Origin of the sequence: Paenibacillus apis, assembly GCF_018333295.1 — a bacterium.
Lineage (GTDB): Bacteria > Bacillota > Bacilli > Paenibacillales > Paenibacillaceae > Fontibacillus > Fontibacillus antibioticophila.
This window is the reverse complement of record NZ_BORS01000022.1, coordinates 1-17,752: the sequence shown is the minus strand read 5'-3', so window position 1 is coordinate 17,752 and position 17,752 is coordinate 1. Positions and strand designations below refer to the sequence as shown.

At 49.6% G+C, this 17,752-nt stretch carries 16 protein-coding genes and 6 tRNA genes; 2 read left to right on the top strand and 20 right to left on the bottom strand.

Going from position 1 to position 17,752, the window contains the following annotated elements:
- Window positions 1-38: 38 nt before the first annotated feature.
- The 5 genes from recJ to KI362_RS22605 form a co-directional block, all read right to left on the bottom strand.
- Window positions 39-2,444 carry a single-stranded-DNA-specific exonuclease RecJ gene (gene recJ, locus KI362_RS22625; protein ID WP_374705705.1) on the bottom strand — a complete coding sequence of 802 codons (2,406 nt, stop codon included), beginning with the start codon at window positions 2,442-2,444 and terminating at the stop codon, window positions 39-41.
- 53 nt (window positions 2,445-2,497) lie between these two features.
- A complete protein-coding gene (locus tag KI362_RS22620) occupies window positions 2,498-3,415 on the bottom strand; it encodes a cation diffusion facilitator family transporter (protein WP_044479661.1) in 918 nt (305 codons plus the stop codon).
- A gap of 100 nt (window positions 3,416-3,515) precedes the next feature.
- Window positions 3,516-4,412, bottom strand: a complete 897-nt coding sequence (gene secF / locus KI362_RS22615; protein ID WP_301630639.1) for a protein translocase subunit SecF — start codon at window positions 4,410-4,412, stop codon at window positions 3,516-3,518.
- Complete coding sequence (secD, locus tag KI362_RS22610; protein ID WP_044479662.1) at window positions 4,402-5,655, bottom strand: protein translocase subunit SecD; 1,254 nt, start codon at window positions 5,653-5,655, stop codon at window positions 4,402-4,404. The genes secF and secD overlap by 11 nt, the downstream gene beginning before the upstream one ends.
- A 131-nt stretch (window positions 5,656-5,786) precedes the next feature.
- Window positions 5,787-6,044 (bottom strand): post-transcriptional regulator, encoded by a 258-nt coding sequence (locus KI362_RS22605; RefSeq protein ID WP_212938053.1) that lies wholly within the window; start codon window positions 6,042-6,044, stop codon window positions 5,787-5,789.
- A 175-nt stretch (window positions 6,045-6,219) separates the two neighbouring features.
- On the opposite strand from KI362_RS22605, the gene spoVB reads away from it, so the two are divergent.
- Complete coding sequence (gene spoVB / locus KI362_RS22600; RefSeq protein ID WP_301630638.1) at window positions 6,220-7,806, top strand: stage V sporulation protein B; 1,587 nt, start codon at window positions 6,220-6,222, stop codon at window positions 7,804-7,806.
- Here spoVB and KI362_RS22595 read toward each other — a convergent pair.
- Window positions 7,803-8,528 carry a DUF421 domain-containing protein gene (locus KI362_RS22595; RefSeq protein ID WP_301630637.1) on the bottom strand — a complete coding sequence of 242 codons (726 nt, stop codon included), beginning with the start codon at window positions 8,526-8,528 and terminating at the stop codon, window positions 7,803-7,805. The genes spoVB and KI362_RS22595 overlap by 4 nt on opposite strands.
- Before the next feature lie 187 nt (window positions 8,529-8,715).
- Between KI362_RS22595 and KI362_RS22590 the strand changes: the two genes are divergently transcribed.
- Window positions 8,716-9,105, top strand: a complete 390-nt coding sequence (locus KI362_RS22590) for a TIGR04086 family membrane protein (protein WP_301630636.1) — start codon at window positions 8,716-8,718, stop codon at window positions 9,103-9,105.
- Between the two features lie 68 nt (window positions 9,106-9,173).
- Here KI362_RS22590 and yajC read toward each other — a convergent pair whose 3' ends face one another.
- From yajC to KI362_RS22520, 14 genes are all read right to left on the bottom strand, one after another.
- The gene (yajC, locus tag KI362_RS22585; RefSeq protein ID WP_044479667.1) at window positions 9,174-9,482 is read right to left on the bottom strand and encodes a preprotein translocase subunit YajC; all 309 of its coding nucleotides are present in this window, start codon (window positions 9,480-9,482) and stop codon (window positions 9,174-9,176) included.
- Window positions 9,483-9,516: 34 nt separating this feature from the next.
- Entirely contained in the window at window positions 9,517-10,656 is a 1,140-nt protein-coding gene (gene tgt / locus KI362_RS22580; protein ID WP_301630668.1) for a tRNA guanosine(34) transglycosylase Tgt, read from the bottom strand.
- A gap of 73 nt (window positions 10,657-10,729) precedes the next feature.
- A complete protein-coding gene (queA, locus tag KI362_RS22575) occupies window positions 10,730-11,758 on the bottom strand; it encodes a tRNA preQ1(34) S-adenosylmethionine ribosyltransferase-isomerase QueA (RefSeq protein ID WP_044479669.1) in 1,029 nt (342 codons plus the stop codon).
- Window positions 11,759-11,772: 14 nt separating this feature from the next.
- On the bottom strand, window positions 11,773-13,860 hold the full coding sequence (locus KI362_RS22570) for a SpoIID/LytB domain-containing protein (protein ID WP_301630635.1): 2,088 nt from the start codon (window positions 13,858-13,860) through the stop codon (window positions 11,773-11,775).
- Between the two features lie 37 nt (window positions 13,861-13,897).
- Window positions 13,898-14,902 carry a Holliday junction branch migration DNA helicase RuvB gene (gene ruvB / locus KI362_RS22565; RefSeq protein ID WP_301630667.1) on the bottom strand — a complete coding sequence of 335 codons (1,005 nt, stop codon included), beginning with the start codon at window positions 14,900-14,902 and terminating at the stop codon, window positions 13,898-13,900.
- Window positions 14,903-14,938: 36 nt separating this feature from the next.
- Entirely contained in the window at window positions 14,939-15,559 is a 621-nt protein-coding gene (ruvA, locus tag KI362_RS22560; RefSeq protein ID WP_301630634.1) for a Holliday junction branch migration protein RuvA, read from the bottom strand.
- Window positions 15,556-16,059: a crossover junction endodeoxyribonuclease RuvC gene (gene ruvC, locus KI362_RS22555; RefSeq protein WP_044479672.1), complete on the bottom strand. Its 504-nt coding sequence runs from the start codon at window positions 16,057-16,059 to the stop codon at window positions 15,556-15,558. The genes ruvA and ruvC overlap by 4 nt, the downstream gene beginning before the upstream one ends.
- Window positions 16,060-16,355: 296 nt before the next feature.
- Window positions 16,356-17,042, bottom strand: a complete 687-nt coding sequence (locus KI362_RS22550; protein WP_044479673.1) for a BofC C-terminal domain-containing protein — start codon at window positions 17,040-17,042, stop codon at window positions 16,356-16,358.
- A gap of 130 nt (window positions 17,043-17,172) precedes the next feature.
- Window positions 17,173-17,246: transfer RNA gene (locus KI362_RS22545), tRNA-Pro, on the bottom strand.
- A gap of 5 nt (window positions 17,247-17,251) precedes the next feature.
- Window positions 17,252-17,331 (bottom strand) — tRNA-Leu (locus tag KI362_RS22540).
- A gap of 19 nt (window positions 17,332-17,350) precedes the next feature.
- Window positions 17,351-17,427 (bottom strand) — tRNA-Arg (locus KI362_RS22535).
- 6 nt (window positions 17,428-17,433) lie between these two features.
- A tRNA-Gly gene (locus tag KI362_RS22530) sits at window positions 17,434-17,508 on the bottom strand.
- Between the two features lie 19 nt (window positions 17,509-17,527).
- A tRNA-Lys gene (locus KI362_RS22525) sits at window positions 17,528-17,603 on the bottom strand.
- 25 nt (window positions 17,604-17,628) lie between these two features.
- Window positions 17,629-17,705, bottom strand: a tRNA-Asp gene (locus KI362_RS22520).
- Window positions 17,706-17,752 lie beyond the last annotated feature (47 nt).

Below are 17,752 nucleotides of genomic sequence, written 5' to 3'. Positions count from 1 at the left end.
ATCTCCTCCTAAAAATAATCCATACGATACGTTACTCATTAAGAAACTCCCTGAATCTGCGGCTGGAGCCACTGCGAAATTTGCGGAATTTGCCCATGAAGCAGAATCTGCTCCATTTCTGCCAGCCCGGCAAGCTCAAGATAACGCTGCGAGGTTTCCAGCGGTTTTTTGGATGGGGATTCATTCACCAGCAGTTCCCCGTCTTGACGGGAAATAAAATCAAGCTCCTCGAATACATCCAAGACCATTTCCAGCATTCTTCTGGACAAGGCAGTCCGTGCTTCAAGCAGCGGAAGAAGCTCTGCCACGGGAATTCTCCTTATCGTGAGCGCTCTCAGAAGTGCGTAGACCTCCTTGAACAATTCACGGGAAGGCGGCCTTAACACCTCTTGAGCCGTTATATTCGGATGAAGCAGGTAAACCCTCTCAAGCCCCTTGAAGATGGACAGCATCCTGTTCCATTCAACCGGAGAATCCGGCAATTCAAGGACAAACAAGGAGCGCACTTGCTCCGGATGGACGGTATATTCCGACAGCCCTTCCAGACGAGCGCCGATTCTCCTATCATATACCCAAACGGGGAGTTCATTCAATTGATTTTCAACCTCTTGCTGTACAGGAGAATTAACAAGAACAGCAGCTGACTCGGCGGCCGTATTCTGTATACGTCCCAGACCTCCGATGAGCTCCAGCAGCTTCGCTAGCGGCTGCCGGGTTCCCCTGAAATCAAACACCTGCATATGCGGAACTCTAAGATCCTGTATCATTAGCTGCGGTTTACGCGAACCATTCCATTCATTAATTCCAGCCTCAGCAATCAGGTCCACTTCCGCCATCTCGGAGAGGCAGCACGCCAAATCGCCTTTGCCAAAGCAGACAGCCTCCACGAGAATATCCTGCTGCCTTAGGAGCAGCCTTAAATGCTTGCCGTCTTTGCCCATTTGCTTCGCTTCTTGGAGGACAGCGCCTCGAATCATCAGGCGCGGGTGCGGGTTCCCCATTCCATAAGGGGCGAGAAGCTCAAGCTGTTCCAGCGCCGGCAGCGTAATGTCGCCCAGAGCGCACTCTACATCACTTTCCATCCAGGGAACGAGCTGCTCCGGTGTCATTTTAAGTTCGGCATAACGATTTAATCTCTGCTCGAATTCTCCCAGCTCTCTGCGATGCAATGACATTCCGGCAGCAGAAGGATGCCCGCCGTAATGATGGAGCAGATCGCTGCAGTCCGTCAAAGCTTCATAAATATCAAAGCCTGGAATCGACCGCGCCGAGCCCTTGCACTCCCCGGTCTCCGGGTCTATAGCGAGGACAATGACTGGCCGGTAATAGCGCTCAAGAATTTTGGAGGCGACAATCCCGACTACGCCGACATTCCATCCTTCACCTGCCACCACGATCACATCCGGACGTTCTGGATCGCGTTTCTTTTCACCTACCTGTTCCAGAGCCTGCTCCAGAATATCTTCAACCAATTCCTGCCGCTCCTTGTTAAGCTGGTCCAAGGCTATCGCTTCCTGCCCTGCTCTCTCGTCGTCACTCTCGATTAAAAGCTCAACGGCAAGATTGGCATGGCTCATTCTTCCACTTGCATTGATGCGCGGCGCCAGTCCGAAGGCCACTTGAGTTGAAGACACCTCGCCCCCCTTCCAGCCGGCAATTTGCAGCAATGCTCTAACGCCGGGAAAGGCCGAACGACTCATGGATTGCAATCCAAGCTTAACCAGAATTCGGTTCTCATCCGTTAAGGGCATCAAATCCGCAATTGTACCTATCGCCACTAGCTCAAGCCATTCATTCGGCACCTCACGATCCAGCAAAGCTGCGGCAAGCTTATACGCTACACCGACCCCGGCTAGCCCCTTGAACGGATAAGGACAATAAGGCAGCTTCGGATTAATGAGCGCATAAGCTTCGGGCAATTGTTCAGGCGGTTCGTGATGATCCGTCACAATGACATCCATTCCCGCACGGGAAGCAAATGCGATTTGCTCTACAGCGCTGATGCCGGTATCCACTGTAATAATCAAGGATATTCCCCGTGCCTTTGCTTGCTCAAGGGCAGAGATATGTAGTCCGTAACCTTCCTTGGATCGATGAGGGATATAATATTCAAAATCTGCATCCAGTCTGCGCATCAGTTGAATCATTAAGGAGGTTGAGGAAGCTCCGTCCGCATCATAATCCCCATAGATCAAGATGCGTTCGCCTTGTTCAAGTGCTTGCCGGATTCGCGGGACAGCTTCCTGCATACCGCTCATTAGAAAAGGATCATGCAGTTCTTCCAGATGACCATGCAGCAACCTGGACACATCATCTGCATCTTGAATGCCACGAGCAGCCAATATCGAGCCCATCAAGGAAGAGAGATTCAGCTGCCGTGCCAGTTCCTCTCCTTTACGTTGATCATAAAAAGAGTTGCGCCATTCGTATTTGGAGTGAAGCACCCCTTCACCTTCTTTCCAAACCATTCTGATCCAGAACAGATCATGACAGTTCACTACTGCAGTAAATTCGGCAGATCATCTCCTGAGCCTTCATAATTACTCTTGTAAGGATATCCCGGATCATACGGCATAAACTGGATGCTTACCTCGCTAATATGCGTAAATCTGCTCATGAGCAATGCCTTGGCCCGTACTGCAATATCATTGGCCTCCATAACGGTAATCCGCGGATTCACGGTAATAATTGCCGAAATCGAAATATAATGTCCCTGTTCTCTTGCCTGCAGTTGATCCACAGTAATAATGCCTTGAACGCGCTGAATCGTCTCTACAAACGGCTGAGCATCCTCTTCCTGAAGAAGCGGAAATGAAAGCCGGCTGGCAGAACGATTAAACAGCGTCCAAATTTTCCAGCCAATAAGACCTGCTATGATGAAAGCAGCAGCAGGATCCAGGTAGAGCAACACCGGAATGCTGAACACATATCCTGTCACTGCTCCGATAATTCCGATTAATGAAATGACGGATGACCACAAGGACAGCCGATGATTGTCAATCAGCAGAAGAGCTTCCTCCCGGCTTTTCTTGGCGGCTTCCTGATAACGGTAACGAAAATAAGCTTCCTTGGCGATAAGCGTAAAAAGAATAACGGCCCCCGCCCAATAAGCCGGGGCTTCTGTCTCTCCATCAGCGATATCTATCGCGGAAGCAATCACCGTCAGGAGGCTTCCCAGCATGACCACCGTAATCAGTCCGATCCTGACGGCCATTCTTCCTCCTGCTGGTCTGAGGGATCTTCGGCCCTCCGGAATGACTTCAGCTGCTTCAGATACCGAATACAGCGCATCCGCCACTAAAGCACGGCTATCGAACAATAGTCCAATAATTCCTTTGAGAAGCGACATCGCAAGATGATGCAGCACTGCCCATGAAGCGGTGGGATTAGCTGCTGCGGCTTGGTTGCGTGACATACTCCATCCCCCTGAAAACCTGTTATAGAGTCATAAAGCCGCGTCACCTGTCCGACGCGGCTCTTTATAAATCCAGCTTAAGGCTGCCTGCCTGCTTGTCCTAAGACGCGGCATGGGCAGGTTTATTTTTTTGTCTGCTCTTAAGCAGGAACCAGATCGGACTTGCAATGAAGATCGTCGAGTAAGCCCCGAAGATCAGACCAATGACCATCGCCAGGGAGAACATACGAATCGATTCTCCACCCAGCAAGAACAGGAACAATGCGGCAATGAACACCGTTACAGCCGTATAGATCGACCGCATAATCGTCTGAGCCACACTCTTGTTGACGAGATCGATCAAATCCTGGCGGGTCTTCAGCTTGGCGAACCTCAGGTTCTCACGAATCCGGTCAAAGATAACAATCGTATCATTTATAGAGTAACCGATGATGGTCAACACAGCGATAATAAATGTCAGATCGACTTCAAATCTGAAGATCGAGAATACGGCCACAACCAGGAATGCGTCATGCAGCAGAGCCACAATAGCAGCAACAGCAAACCGCCATTCAAAGCGGATGCTTACATAGATGATAATCCCGATACAGGAAATGAGGACGGAATAAATCGCATTGCGCGCCAATTCCTTTGCCATCTCCGGATCGACTGTATTGACTTCGAAGGAAGCCCCTGCATCCAGCTTCGTAATCTCCTCTTTCAGCTGCATTTCCTGATTCTCATCCAATACCTTCTCAAAACGGAGGGTCATACGGTTATCCCCCGGATTGATTGCGGTCCCTTGATCAGCCGAGATGCCCTCAAGGATCGGATGGATCTGATCTTCAGTCAAGTCTTGGGTCAAGGTAATATCAACGCTGGAGCCAGCGCGGAAATCGACACTGTAGTTGAGTCCGAATATCGCCAGTGAGATGACACCAACAATGGTAAGAATAATCGAAATCGTGTAGCAATATTTACTGATGTGAACGTAATCCATCCCTTTCTTAAAGCGCATTGATATCACTCTCCTTTACACCGAAATACTTCGGCTTCAACAGCTTGCCCGCTTTCAGCAGCAGGTTCAGCAGGAAGCGGGAGAGATAGATATTCGTCAGGATACTGAGCACGATCTCGACGATGAGCACCAATGCGAAGCCCTTCACGGCACCTGTACCGAACCAATACATAACTACAGCTACGATAATTGTTGTAATGTTGGAATCAAGAACGGTACGGAGAGAATGCTTATCTCCTGCCTTAACGGCGGACATAATGCTCTTGCCAAGCTTCATTTCTTCATGAATCCGTTCATTTGTAATAATGTTGGCGTCTACGGCCATACCCACGCCCAGAATTAATGCTGCGATCCCGGGAAGTGTAAGCGTGAAGTCTGCCCATACAAAGACCAAGATCAAAAGCCAGGTATGCAAGATCAACGTAAACGAAGCAATCAGGCCTGGCACCCGGTACATCCCTATCATAAAGATCAGAATGAATACCGAAGCAATCAAACCGGCTTCTATCGTTGAATCAAGGGACTGCTTGCCCAGTGTCGCTCCTACGCTTTGTGAGTATTTCTCTGTTAACTTGAGCGGCAGCGCCCCCAGATTGATCTGGTCGCGAAGCTCCTTCGCTTCATTCAGATCCCCCCCGACACTAATGGATGCCGTTCCATCGGTCAGAACCGCCTGCACAACCGGTGCGGAAATCAGGGTCTCATTCATATAGATTGCAAGGGGCTGACCGAGCAAGCGCTGGGTTACCTCTGCAAATTTTTCTTTACTGTTCACTTTGATGCTAACCAGAGGCTCATTCATATTATTGAATTCAAGCTTTGCCCCATTCTCGGCAAAATCCGTACCGATCATCTCAATCTTGTTATACTGATCATCCGCTGTCTCCGTTCCGTCTTTGCTGCGGAAGGTCAGAGACGCAGGCTCCTTCATTTGCTTGCGGACTTCAGCCTCGTCGGTTACACCGGCCAGCTTCAGGCGAATCCGGTTTGTCCCTTCGGTCGTAACTTCAGGCTCGCTGGTACCGAGCTTATTTGCCCGCTCCTCCAAGCTCTGAGCTGTCTTGATTAATGATTCCTTCGAAACTTTGGCTCCACCTTCGATTGGCGTTGCTTCATACAAAATTTCAAATCCGCCTTTTAAGTCAAGGCCGAGATGCAAATTGTTCAGCAGGCCCGGGGTTGTCCATACCATAATTGCGGTTGAGACAGCCACGACGGTTATGAATGCGATAATTCTTTTCATCCCGTACTTCGATCCCCTTTCAAAAATCTCAATATTCCTATTATAGCGATGCATGAATTGAGCGTCAATTTATCAAATTATGTCGTTTTAAAGTTCATGAACACCTTATCCCGTCACAAAAAAGACCCCTTTCATTCGAAACGGGATCCACGATATGCGGAAATCGTCATATAGTTCATAAATTGGGTTACTTTCAAGGAAAGAATGTCATTCACCATTTGGTGCAAGGGCGGGTAGCCTTCCTTCTCATACTTCTGGCTGACACACTCCCAAATATCAAGCCCGCTCACATGCTCGTATCCGATCAGCCGGAATTCCTCCGCTTTACTTTGGCATAAACTTTCGATCGCCTCATTCAACTGCTCTTCGCCAAAATCGTCTCCAGCCATCCTGGTGCCTCCTTCCTTCTCCCCGTCTTATACCATTCTACCTTAAATTAAATATTCCTGCATGTGATGTTGCATCTTGCGAAAAGACAAGTCATGAAGGTGGACAGGATCTGCATATGTTAAGTATCGGATCATCTTCTGAAGAATATGACTCTTTCAGAGAGAGGGAAGTACATTGAACAAGCAAACTTTTATCCAAGGCACGATGATTCTCTTGGCGGCAGGCATTATAAACCGGATACTTGGCTTCATTCCCCGAATTCTGCTTCCGCGAGTTATCGGCTCGGAGGGCGTTGGTCTATACCAGCTCGGCTATCCTTTCTTCCTAGTAATCGTAACGCTTATTTCCGGCGGAATCCCGCTGGCGGTAGCCAAACTGGTGGCAGAGGCTGAATCTTCCGGTCATCCTGAACGCTCCAAAAGTATTTTACGGACGAGCTTGGTATTTGCTGCAAGCGCCGGCATCTTATTCACCTTGTTGACCATCGTGCTGGCTCCTTGGGTAACCCGTAATTTACTTACCGATTCCAGAGTATACGAGACCTTTATTTCAATGAGTCCCATGATCGCGATTGTATCTATATCCTCTGTATACCGCGGCTATTTCCAAGGCAAACAGGATATGATTCCTTCCGCTCTGTCTTCGATTCTTGAGACGGTGGCTCGCATTATCGGGGTTCTCTGGTTCTCTTACCTTCTCCTGCCCAAAGGAATCGAATACGCCGCAGCTGGCGCCATGCTGGGAGTTGTAGCGGGGGAGATTGTCGGACTGGCCGTGTTGCTGTGGCAATACCGCCGTCTGCGCCGCATCGAACAAAAGTCAGGGGCTGTTATTCCTGAAGCGTCTGACCAGCCCGTCTTATCTTCTGGCCCGGAACCCTTTCTGCGAGGATTAAAAAGGCTTATGCTCATCGCCGTCCCAGTCACCGGAGGGAGATTAGTTGGCTCACTTTCTTATTTACTGGAATCGATTGTCACGGCCAGGAGCCTGCTCATCGCAGGAATTGCCACCGGGGTGGCCACTTCCCAATACGGGGCTCTTCAAGGAATGATCATCCCTCTGCTGACGCTTCCGGGTGCGCTCACCTCGTCGCTCGCAGTATCCCTTGTTCCTTCTCTCGCTGAGGCTCAGGCGCGCGGCGACTCCAGAACGATTCAGCTTCGCCTGCATCAATCGATTAGGCTTGCCTTGGTTACGGGCGCCCCCTTTGCCGCAGTCATGTATGTGCTTGCCGAACCCCTGTGCCTGTTCATCTACGATAATGCGGAAATTGCCGGCATGCTAAGAACAATGGCTCCCTTTGCATTGTTTCTGTATGCACAGGCTCCGCTTCAAGCAACACTACAGGCGCTCGATCAAGCTGGCAAAGCTCTGATGAACACATTAATAGGAGCCATTGTTAAAATTGCACTCATTTTCTATCTTGCTTCTAATCCCTCTTTCGGAATCTACGGAGCAGTCATTGCCATCATCATTAACTTCATCATTGTAACCCTGCTGCATAGCTTCAGCGTCAAGAGGCTGCTGAAATACAGCTTACCTTTTGCCGATCTGTTTAAAGTATGTGCTGCCATGGTGATTATGGCCGGGGCTGCCACCTTACTATACAACGAGCTTAGCTTTGCCAATCCCGTCATGCTTCTGATCACTTCTTCGGTCCTTTCGGGTCTTGTGTATATTATCTTATGCGCGGTAATGGGCATGTTCGACCTGTCTGATTTACGGAGAATTCCTATTCTTCGCAGGCTGTTCCGTACCTAGGATTTATCCTTGCCATTAATATACAGCCGTCCATTATGGTCAATAGTGCAAAAGAAGACTTCCTTAAACTCCAAATATCCCTTGGCCTGAATCTGGTTCTTCAGCCAAAACCTTGTCTTCCCGACCCGTTCCAGATTGTCATCTTCTACCTTTCCGTCTACAATCAGCGGCAGAGGGAGTGCTTCAAATTTAATCTTGGACACCAGCGACGAAATATCGCCTTCCCGTTTTTTTCCCGGGTTCGTTGAGCCCGAACCTTGCTTGACCTGCTCTTTAGTAAACACACTCAGTTGTCCGCTTGTCTCCAGCACCGCAAATTCTACATCCGAGACACTCGCCACATTCTGTGAACGAAGCTGCATTAGCAGGTCATCTATATTGTATCTTTGCTTTCTCATTTCATCTTGGTTGATCTCGCCGTTCTGCACGATAACACTTGGCTTTCCGTCAAATAGCAGCCGAAGCCTCCGTGATTTCATAGAGATATAAGCAATTCCGATCTGGATCAGCAGCAGCATGAGGATCGGTAAAATACCGTCGTAAAGAGGACGTTCGATATCCTCCAGCGCAAATACGGCAATTTCGGCAATCATGATGGAGATGACGAGATCAAAGATAGATAACTCGCCAATCTCTCTTTTTCCCATAATTCTCATGACTGCAAAGACCAAAACATACATCAATATTGTTCGAAACAGAACGACAGCTATATGTTCCACCATCGCAATCCCTCCTTGACGCATTGGCATCCGTACCCAAAAGCCAGAATGTAATGGATATTCTGACCTTGTCCATAGCGTTCCATGCGAAAAAAGAGCACAACAAAATATTCCTGATTCATCAGGAGCTTGTCATAACAGCCGGAACTAACCCATAGATTGATATTAAAAAGCGATTGGAGGCCAAGCCATGCATATCATTCGCCGCCTGTTTTCCTTGCGAATTACTCATCCGACCCTTTCCGGGCTGTGGTACGCGTTCTTCTGGATGATGATCGGTGCCCTGATTCTGTCGTTGCTGCTCCATGCAAGCCTTATGGAGGAAGATCAACTTTCCTTGTACACTTACATTGTTCACGGCATTGCGCTCCTGTTCGGCGGTCTTATCTCGGGGAAGCGCTCCGGGAAGAAAGGGCTCTACCAGGGGGCAATCACCGGCCTTTTCTACAGCATTCTTCTCCTGCTGATCAGCTTTCTGGCCCTCGACCATTCGATCGGACTTGCCAACCTTGTTCTTATCCTCCCGGCTATCCTGATTGCCTCTGCCGGGGGCGTATTCGGTGTGAATCTGCGGAAATAATGCTGTATAAAAAAGAGAGCCATCCTTCCTGGTTAGGAAAGGATAGCTCTCTTTGCTTAAAGCTGGCTCTAGCCTTCAGATTCCGTGTTGACCCGGTGGCTGATCGCGCTGCGGTCAAATGTCAGCTTGGTAGCATCGTTGACGAGCAGGACTACAGTATCATCCGCCAGCTCCAGAATTTTACCGTGCAAGCCGCCGATCGTTACGATCTTATCGCCCTTTTGAAGCGCATTGAGCATATTATTGCGGGTTTGCTGCTTCTTCTTCTGAGGACGAATCAACAGAAAGTAGAAAACAGCGAACATGATGATAAGCGGTACAAGGAACGAGATCAAAGAACCTGTACCTGTAGGTTGACCAGTTGTTAATGGAAACATCCCTTTTTCCTCCTTTCACTGTATCAGCGTGTCATTAAAATCCCTTGTCATTGCCAAACAGACCATATTGCTCGAAGAACTCATCCCGGAAATCCAGCAGTCTGTCATCCATAATCGCCTGACGAACCTTGCTCATCAGCGTGACCAGGAAATGCAGATTGTGATATGTAGTCAATCGAAGTCCGAAGGTTTCATCCGCCTTGATCAAATGACGAAGATAAGCCCGAGAATAGTTCCGGCAGGTGTAGCAATCACATTCCGGATCGAGCGGCCCGAAATCATTGGCATACTGAGCGTTGCGGACAACCAGTCTGCCTTGACTTGTCATCGTCGTACCGTTGCGGGCAATCCGCGTCGGCAATACACAGTCGAACATATCCACACCGCGGATCGCACCTTCAATCAGGGCATCCGGCGAACCGACGCCCATCAGATAACGGGGCTTGTCCGATGGCAGAAGCGGTACTGTGCACTCCAACATTTCATACATCAAGTGCTTGGGTTCGCCTACACTCAGTCCACCAATAGCATACCCCGGGAAATCTAGTGAAGTCAAATCCTTGGCGCTCTGCTTGCGCAGATCCTCGTACATGCCGCCCTGAACGATTCCGAACAACGCCTGATCATGCGGTCTGGCGTGACTTTTCAGGCAGCGCTCCGCCCAGCGCGTCGTCCGCTCCATTGATTTCTTCACATAATCATAATCGGCAGGATAAGGAGCACATTCGTCAAAAGCCATCATAATGTCCGGTCCGAGCGCATTTTCGATTTCCATCACCACTTCCGGCGACAGGAATAGCTTATCTCCGTTCAAATGAGAACGGAAATGCACGCCCTCTTCGGTAATCTTCCGCATCTCGCTCAACGAGAACACTTGAAATCCGCCGCTGTCAGTCAGAATGGCCCGGTCCCAATTCATAAATTTGTGAAGCCCGCCGGCTTCGCGCACAAGTTCATGACCCGGACGAAGGAACAAATGATACGTATTGCTAAGAATGATGCGCGCATCCATTTCCTTTAATTCCTCTGGACTCATCGTTTTGACTGTAGCTTGTGTACCCACCGGCATAAATACCGGTGTCTCTATGATTCCATGCGGAGTGTGAATCCGGCCCAGTCTGGCTCCGGATTGCTTGCATGTTTTTATGTGTTCGTAAGTAATCGCTGCTGTCACGATCATCATCCATTCTTTATTAAAGTGCGAGTCATAAGTTGACTTTTTGAACTACCTCTTAGAGTAATCTTGGTTAATAGATCAGCATGGCGTCGCCGAAGCTAAAGAACCGGTATTGGTGATCAATGGCCTCTTTATAAGCCGATAAAATATGTTCCCGCCCTGCAAGCGCACTCACCAGCATCACGAGCGTAGATTTCGGAAGATGGAAATTGGTAATCAAGGCATCCACGACTTTAAATTCATAGCCAGGGTAAATAAAAATGCCCGTCCAGCCGCTGCAGTACGACAATGGCCCATCCCCGAACTTCTGTCCGACGGTCTCTAACGTTCGCGCGGAGGTCGTTCCGACGGCAATTATACGTCCGCCTGCAGCTTTAGTTCTGTTAATCAGATCTGCCGTCTCCTGCGGCATGACGTAATATTCCTCATGCATCACATGATCCTCGACCCGATCGACCGACATCGGCCGGAAAGTCCCCAGTCCGACATGCAAGGTTACGAAAGCAACCTGCACCCCTTTGGCCTTGATCTCCTCTAACAACGCTTCAGTAAAATGCAATCCTGCTGTAGGCGCGGCAGCCGAGCCCTCATTCTTCGCATATACGGTCTGGTATCTCTCCCGATCATCCAGCTTCTCCTTAATATAAGGCGGAAGCGGCATCTGACCAAGCCGATCCAATATCTCATTGAAAATTCCCTGATAAGAGAAGCGCAGAACCCGTCCGCCCATCTCCCCTTCGGATTCAATGGTCGCCTTCAACTCTTCGCTGAACGTAATGACAGCTCCGGTTCGAAGCTTCTTGCCCGGCTTGACCAGTGCTTCCCAGCGGTCTTCACCCAAGCTTTTCAACAGCAGCACTTCAGCCTTTGCACCGGTATCTTCTTTGATCCCGAACAAACGTGCAGGAATAACTCGCGTATCATTCAGCACCAATGTATCGCCGGGGCGAAGATAGTCTACAATATCCGAGAACACATGATGTTCCGTGCTTCCATCCTGTTTATTTAAGGTAAGCAGCCTGGAAGCGCTCCGGTCCGCAAGCGGAGTCTGAGCAATCAATTCTTCAGGCAGCTCAAAATCGTATAAATCCACATTCATTCCAATTCACGCCTTCATCTCTTGTCAATGGTTACATTTTGATAATAGTGTTGCAGAATTTGCCGGTAGTCATACCCTTGGTCCGCCATTCCCTTGGCTCCCCATTGGGACAATCCAAGTCCATGTCCGTTCCCTTGACCAATGAATAAGAACTTCTGAGTCTGATTCAAAACTCGCGCTTCTTGGGTTTCATTCATTACAACCAGATTGCCGCCGCTCCAATCTTGAAGTCCGGAGGCCGTTTGAATTTTCATGCCCGTACTTACAGCCGCAGATTGCGCGGCTCCGCCAGCACTCTGTACAGTATACCTTCCGGTCGGAACGATATCAAACAAGGTGCTTGGAAGGCCGTTCAAAGCGGAACGGAGCGCGTCCGGATATTTCACATCAATAATCTGTCCGTTCGCCTTCACCTGGATCACACGGCCTGACGGGCCTCGCTGCGTAATCTCCAGGCTCTGGATGGGCCCGGATACTTCAGTCGTTGTCTTGCCCTTCAGGGCGGCCAGAAGCTCTTCTGAGCTGTAAGGACCGCGGATCCAGGCATAAGAGCTGGATTCACTAACCTTATCTAAAATTACCGCCTGATCCCCAGGATTCAGCTTGGCGACTGGATCTACATTAGACTGGATCATCGGAAGCTGCCGTACCATAACCGAGCTTGTTGTTACTGTGAGCTTGTTCAACCCGGCGGCCGTGGAGGTACCCGTCATTGCTGTGTTGTCTTCCCGCACATATCCGGTTTGTCCATTATTAAGCAGAACATAATACCAGTCATAGAGCGCAGACTCCGCCGACTGGTCGCCAGAGCTCGTAACAGCCGCATATATTGGAGTCTGATTGCCCCAAATTTCTGTAGGATCCGCAGTAATACCGCCGCTATTCGAAGAGAAAAGGCCTTCAATAACTTGTCCGTTTGCCATAAGGACTTCACCGGATGTGCTGTCCACCGCTGAAATCACGCTGGCAACCTCTTTCTCGGCTCCGTTATATACTTGGCTCAGTGTAGTATCTACGAGGCCGGCAATCTTGAATTTATTCAGATTAGCATTATACAGCGCATAGCTTCTTGCAGCTACTGCTTGCGCCTTTAAGGACTCTTGCGGCCAAGAGGATGGAACCTCGGCGGCAACGACGGAATATAGATATTGATCCATCGGAACTTGATTCACCAATGCCAAGACTCCGTTATAACGGCTCACCTCAAAGCTTCCTCTATAGCTTCGCCCATTGCGCTCGGATACCTGAATCAGCGAGTCATCACTATCCTGGATTGTTACGCGAGGATCTGAGCCTGCAACCTGAATATGCTTGACTGGGCTTGGATTCTCCAAATTAAGCGTTACATCCTGGCGCAGCAACAGCACTGTGGAAGCCAGTCCTGACTCCACTTGCCAGGATACTTGAGGATAGGACTGGGACAGCGTGGCTTGAATCGAAGAGGCTTCAGCCTCATTGGCCGCTCCGCCTACCCAAACCGCATATTGTCCCGGTGAAGTCATCGCAACGGCAGCGTTACTTCCGATAGACGACCGGACCGCTTCCGCCTCGCCCTCGGTCGCAAAGGCTCCCCCTGCCGCGTAGAAGCTTCCTTGTACTGCAGGAGACTGTCCCTTTAGATAGGAAGCAATACTCGTCGCAACACGAGTAGCTGCCGTCTGCGCTTCTGAGGCAGTAGCATAGGGTCCCGTATAAACCTCATACAGCTTGCCGGCCAAATTATTTTGTACAAAAGCTATCGGTTTGTCAGCAGTTCCTTGCAGTACCTTGACTGCGGCAGCAGCCGTATTCCAGTCTGCACTTTCCAGTGCCTTAACCTTATAACCATCCACACTGAATCTTACCGATTGTCCGGATTCAAATTGCAGCCAAGTACCAGCCGCCTCCGTTCCAACACGCCATTGCGAGCCCGCTTGCAGCGTTACCGCAGGGGCCGTCGATCTATAAGTGCTGCCAAGATCCAGGTACATCGCCACGCGCACCTCATCTTGCAAAGCCGAATCTGCGAAAGCAGGCACTTGAAGCGAACCGGCAATCAGCAGACCGGCAATGATTCCTTTACCCCATAAAAGCCAATTTTTTGCATACGATTTCTTAGTCACTAGTTGACCTCCTTCTTGTTGGTTTCAGAATGCCGGATTAATTCTTCTCAGGCATTGGCAGCCCAAGATGCGTATAGGCAGCCGGAGTTACAACACGCCCTCGCGGTGTCCGCTGTAAAAATCCGATTTGCAGCAAATAGGGCTCATATACATCCTCGATCGTTTGACTCTCCTCACCTATCGTTGCAGCGATCGTGTCAACCCCGACAGGGCCACCACGGAAGCTCATTATCATTGCACGCAGCATCTTATGATCTATGAGATCCAATCCCATCGGGTCAACCTGAAGCCGATGAAGCGCCTCACGCGTAATCTCCGGGGTTACCATCCCGTCTCCTTGAACCTGAGCAAAGTCCCGTACCCGCTTCATCAGCCGGTTCGCAATCCGCGGTGTTCCTCTGGAACGAAGCGCGATCTCGTCAGAGGCATCTCCGGCAAGCGGGATTCCTAGAATATCTGCTGTCCGAGATACAATAAAGCTCAATTCATCCTGAGCATAGAATTCCAGACGGCTAACCACGCCAAAACGATCCCGTAATGGAGCCGACAACAGACCTGCCCGCGTCGTTGCTCCTACCAAGGTAAATGGCGGCAGATCCAGACGAACCGAGCGCGCGCTCGGCCCTTTCCCAATCATAATATCCAGCGCAAAATCCTCCATCGCCGGATAGAGGACCTCCTCCACGGTCCGGTGGAGCCGATGGATCTCATCGATAAATAGAACATCGCCTTCTTGCAGGTTGGTTAGCAAGGCAGCCAAATCTCCCGGACGCTCGATCGCAGGCCCTGAGGTCGTCCGCAGATTGACGCCAAGCTCATTCGCAATAATATTGGCGAGCGTTGTTTTTCCCAGCCCAGGCGGTCCATACAGCAAGACATGATCCAATGCTTCCTTACGCATTTTAGCAGCTTCAATATATATCTTCAGGTTCTCTTTGATCTGATTCTGTCCGATATACTCCGCCAAATAACGAGGACGCAGGCTTAGTTCAACCGCCTGGTCCTCCATCATCAAATTAGCAGAAATAATCCGATCTTCCATCATTGTCGATCAGGCACCCCTTCCCTTAGGCTTCTATCATCCTGCGTACAGTAATTTAAGGGCCTTTTTCATTACCGAATCCACAGGCTCGTCTACTCCCACCTGATCCTTCAAATTCTTCCAGACCTGATCCAGCTCTGCATCGGTATACCCCAGTGCCCGGAGGCCTTCTCTGGCTTCCGGCCATCCTGGCACGGAATCTTGCAGCGCCGAAGCTCCTGCCGGAACAGGATCGAATAGCGAGGCCGTCCCACCCAGGCCCTCCAGCTTATCTTTCAAATCCAAAATCATTCGTTGAGCCGTTTTCTTTCCGATTCCCGGCAGTTTCGTTAGGAACGTGATGTTCTCTTGATGAATGGCAGCTACCACTGTGTCCGGATTTCCGCCACTGAGGATGCCCAGCGCCACGCGAGGTCCGATCCCCGACACGTCAATCAGCTTCCGAAACAGCTTCTGCTCCTCACGGCTGGAAAAGCCGTATAAGAGAATGGCGTCCTCACGAACATGATGATGAATATAGACCGTGATGGTCTCTTCGGATTTGCCTGCAAAAACGTACGGATTCGGGCAAAAAACACGATACCCGATGCCTTGAACATCAAGAACGATATATTCTGTCTCCAGATGAGCCAATTGCCCGCGTAAATAGTCTATCATGACCGAAGCACCTCATTCAGCTTGGAATTTAACGTATAAGAGTGAGCATGACAAATCGCAACTGCAAGCGCATCGGCCACATCATCCGGTTTCGGAATTGCTTGCAGCTTCAAGAACATTCTCGTCATCTCCTGAACCTGGCGCTTCTCTGCCTTCCCATATCCCACGATAGCTTGTTTCACCTGCATTGGAGTGTACTCCGATATAGGGAGTCCCCTTTGTGCCGCAGCAAGAACCATGACCCCCCTTGCCTGTCCTACCGACATCGCCGTGGTAACGTTACGATTAAAGAACAGCTTCTCCAGAGCAACCGCATCAGGCTTATACTTATCAATTAGTTGCACGATTCCCTCATAGACATGCAGCAGGCGCTCCTCCTCAGGAGTATGAGCCTCCGTCTGAATGCATCCGTACTGTACCGGAACACACTTGCTTCCTTGTTTATCAATAAAGCCGAAACCGACAATTGCGATTCCGGGATCAATGCCTAAAATCCGCAAAGTCCACCCTCTCCTCAATCAGCCACTCGATGTATTATATCATCTAGTCTGTCTCTAATTTCATATTTTGTCCAGCACACGTTTCTGCGGATATCCCGTTTTATCCGAATGAACGGAATCATTAAACGAACATTCGTTTGTATTATATGCGAACACTCCCTCTCTTTCAAGGAAAAGAAAATCGCATACCCTTTATTCTTTATTCGGAAAATCGGGAGTGAACTATTATAAAAAAGAAGCTGCCCTGCTTCGCTTATTAGCGAATTGAGGCAGCTTCTTTCTGGACCCGGGCTTCTTTATTGTTTTTGCTGGAGCATTTGCTCTGATTCCGGCATTGCGTAGTCGCTAAAGGTGGATAATACACTATTGTACTCCTCCACATCCTGAATGCGGATTCCTGCCTGAAGCTGATTTAATACTTCGCTAGGAAGAGCACTCTCCATCGTCTCTACATCCAATTGAAAAAAAGTACGGATGACTTTTTCCTTCTTAGGGGGTCCGTCGAACAGGCTTAAATTTCCGTTGCTGTCGATTCCAATATAACCTTCTCGTCCGCACAGCTCTGACAGCCCTTCCACGTGTTCGTCAAACCATACATCTCCTCCTGGAGCCAGACGGCCCTTCCATTCCGCATGAGACTTAGCTAATTCAGTAATTTCCCATGGTCTCATCAGGCCAAGCACGACATTTTCTTCCCCACAGGTATATATTTTGTTAAGGTGAACAATTCGTACCTGGTCCGTATCCCGAAGCTGCTCCAGCCATGCCAGCGATGATTCCTCATCGTCACGCAATTCTTGCAGCTGCCCCCAAGTCTCCATAGAGATGGGCTCTTCGGTCATCAGCGTCTTCATTTCTTCCGACAATAACATCCCTGACCATGCCATTAGCGTGATTAAGACAAAGGCTCCGAACGTCCATACCGCTCTTCTCCATCTTCTCCACCGTCTTCTGAGCTGTTTTTTCGTATGAAAAATATTCACGTTTATCCCCTTCTATCGGAGTTTTATGTATATTCTGACCGTCGGCTTTCTGAAATATACAGTAAGTTCTGAATCTGTTCCGAATAGAAGGCAAATAAAAAAACAGCCATCAAAGATGACTGTTCATGGATCGGGACGACACGATTTGAACATGCGACCCCCTGGTCCCAAACCAGGTGCTCTACCAAGCTGAGCTACGTCCCGATAAATGCCGGTGAAGGGACTCGAACCCCCACGGTTTCCCTCACGATTTTGAGTCGCGCGCGTCTGCCAATTCCGCCACACCGGCTTATTCATTTTTAAAAAAATGGCGCGCCCTAAGAGATTCGAACTCCTGACCTTTTGATTCGTAGTCAAACGCTCTATCCAGCTGAGCTAAGGGCGCGTATTATGGAGCGGACGACGGGAATCGAACCCGCGACCCTCGCCTTGGCAAGGCGATGCTCTACCGCTGAGCCACGTCCGCATATAAAAGTAACTTATATTGGTGAGCCATGAAGGACTCGAACCTTCGACACCCTGATTAAAAGTCAGGTGCTCTACCAACTGAGCTAATGGCTCATGTATGCCGAGTCTAAGATGTAAATGGCGGAGCCGACGGGATTCGAACCCGCGGTCTCCTGCGTGACAGGCAGGCATGTTAGGCCTCTACACCACGGCTCCACACTAGTAATGCACAATTCCTTAAGGAATTAATTGCGGGGGCAGGA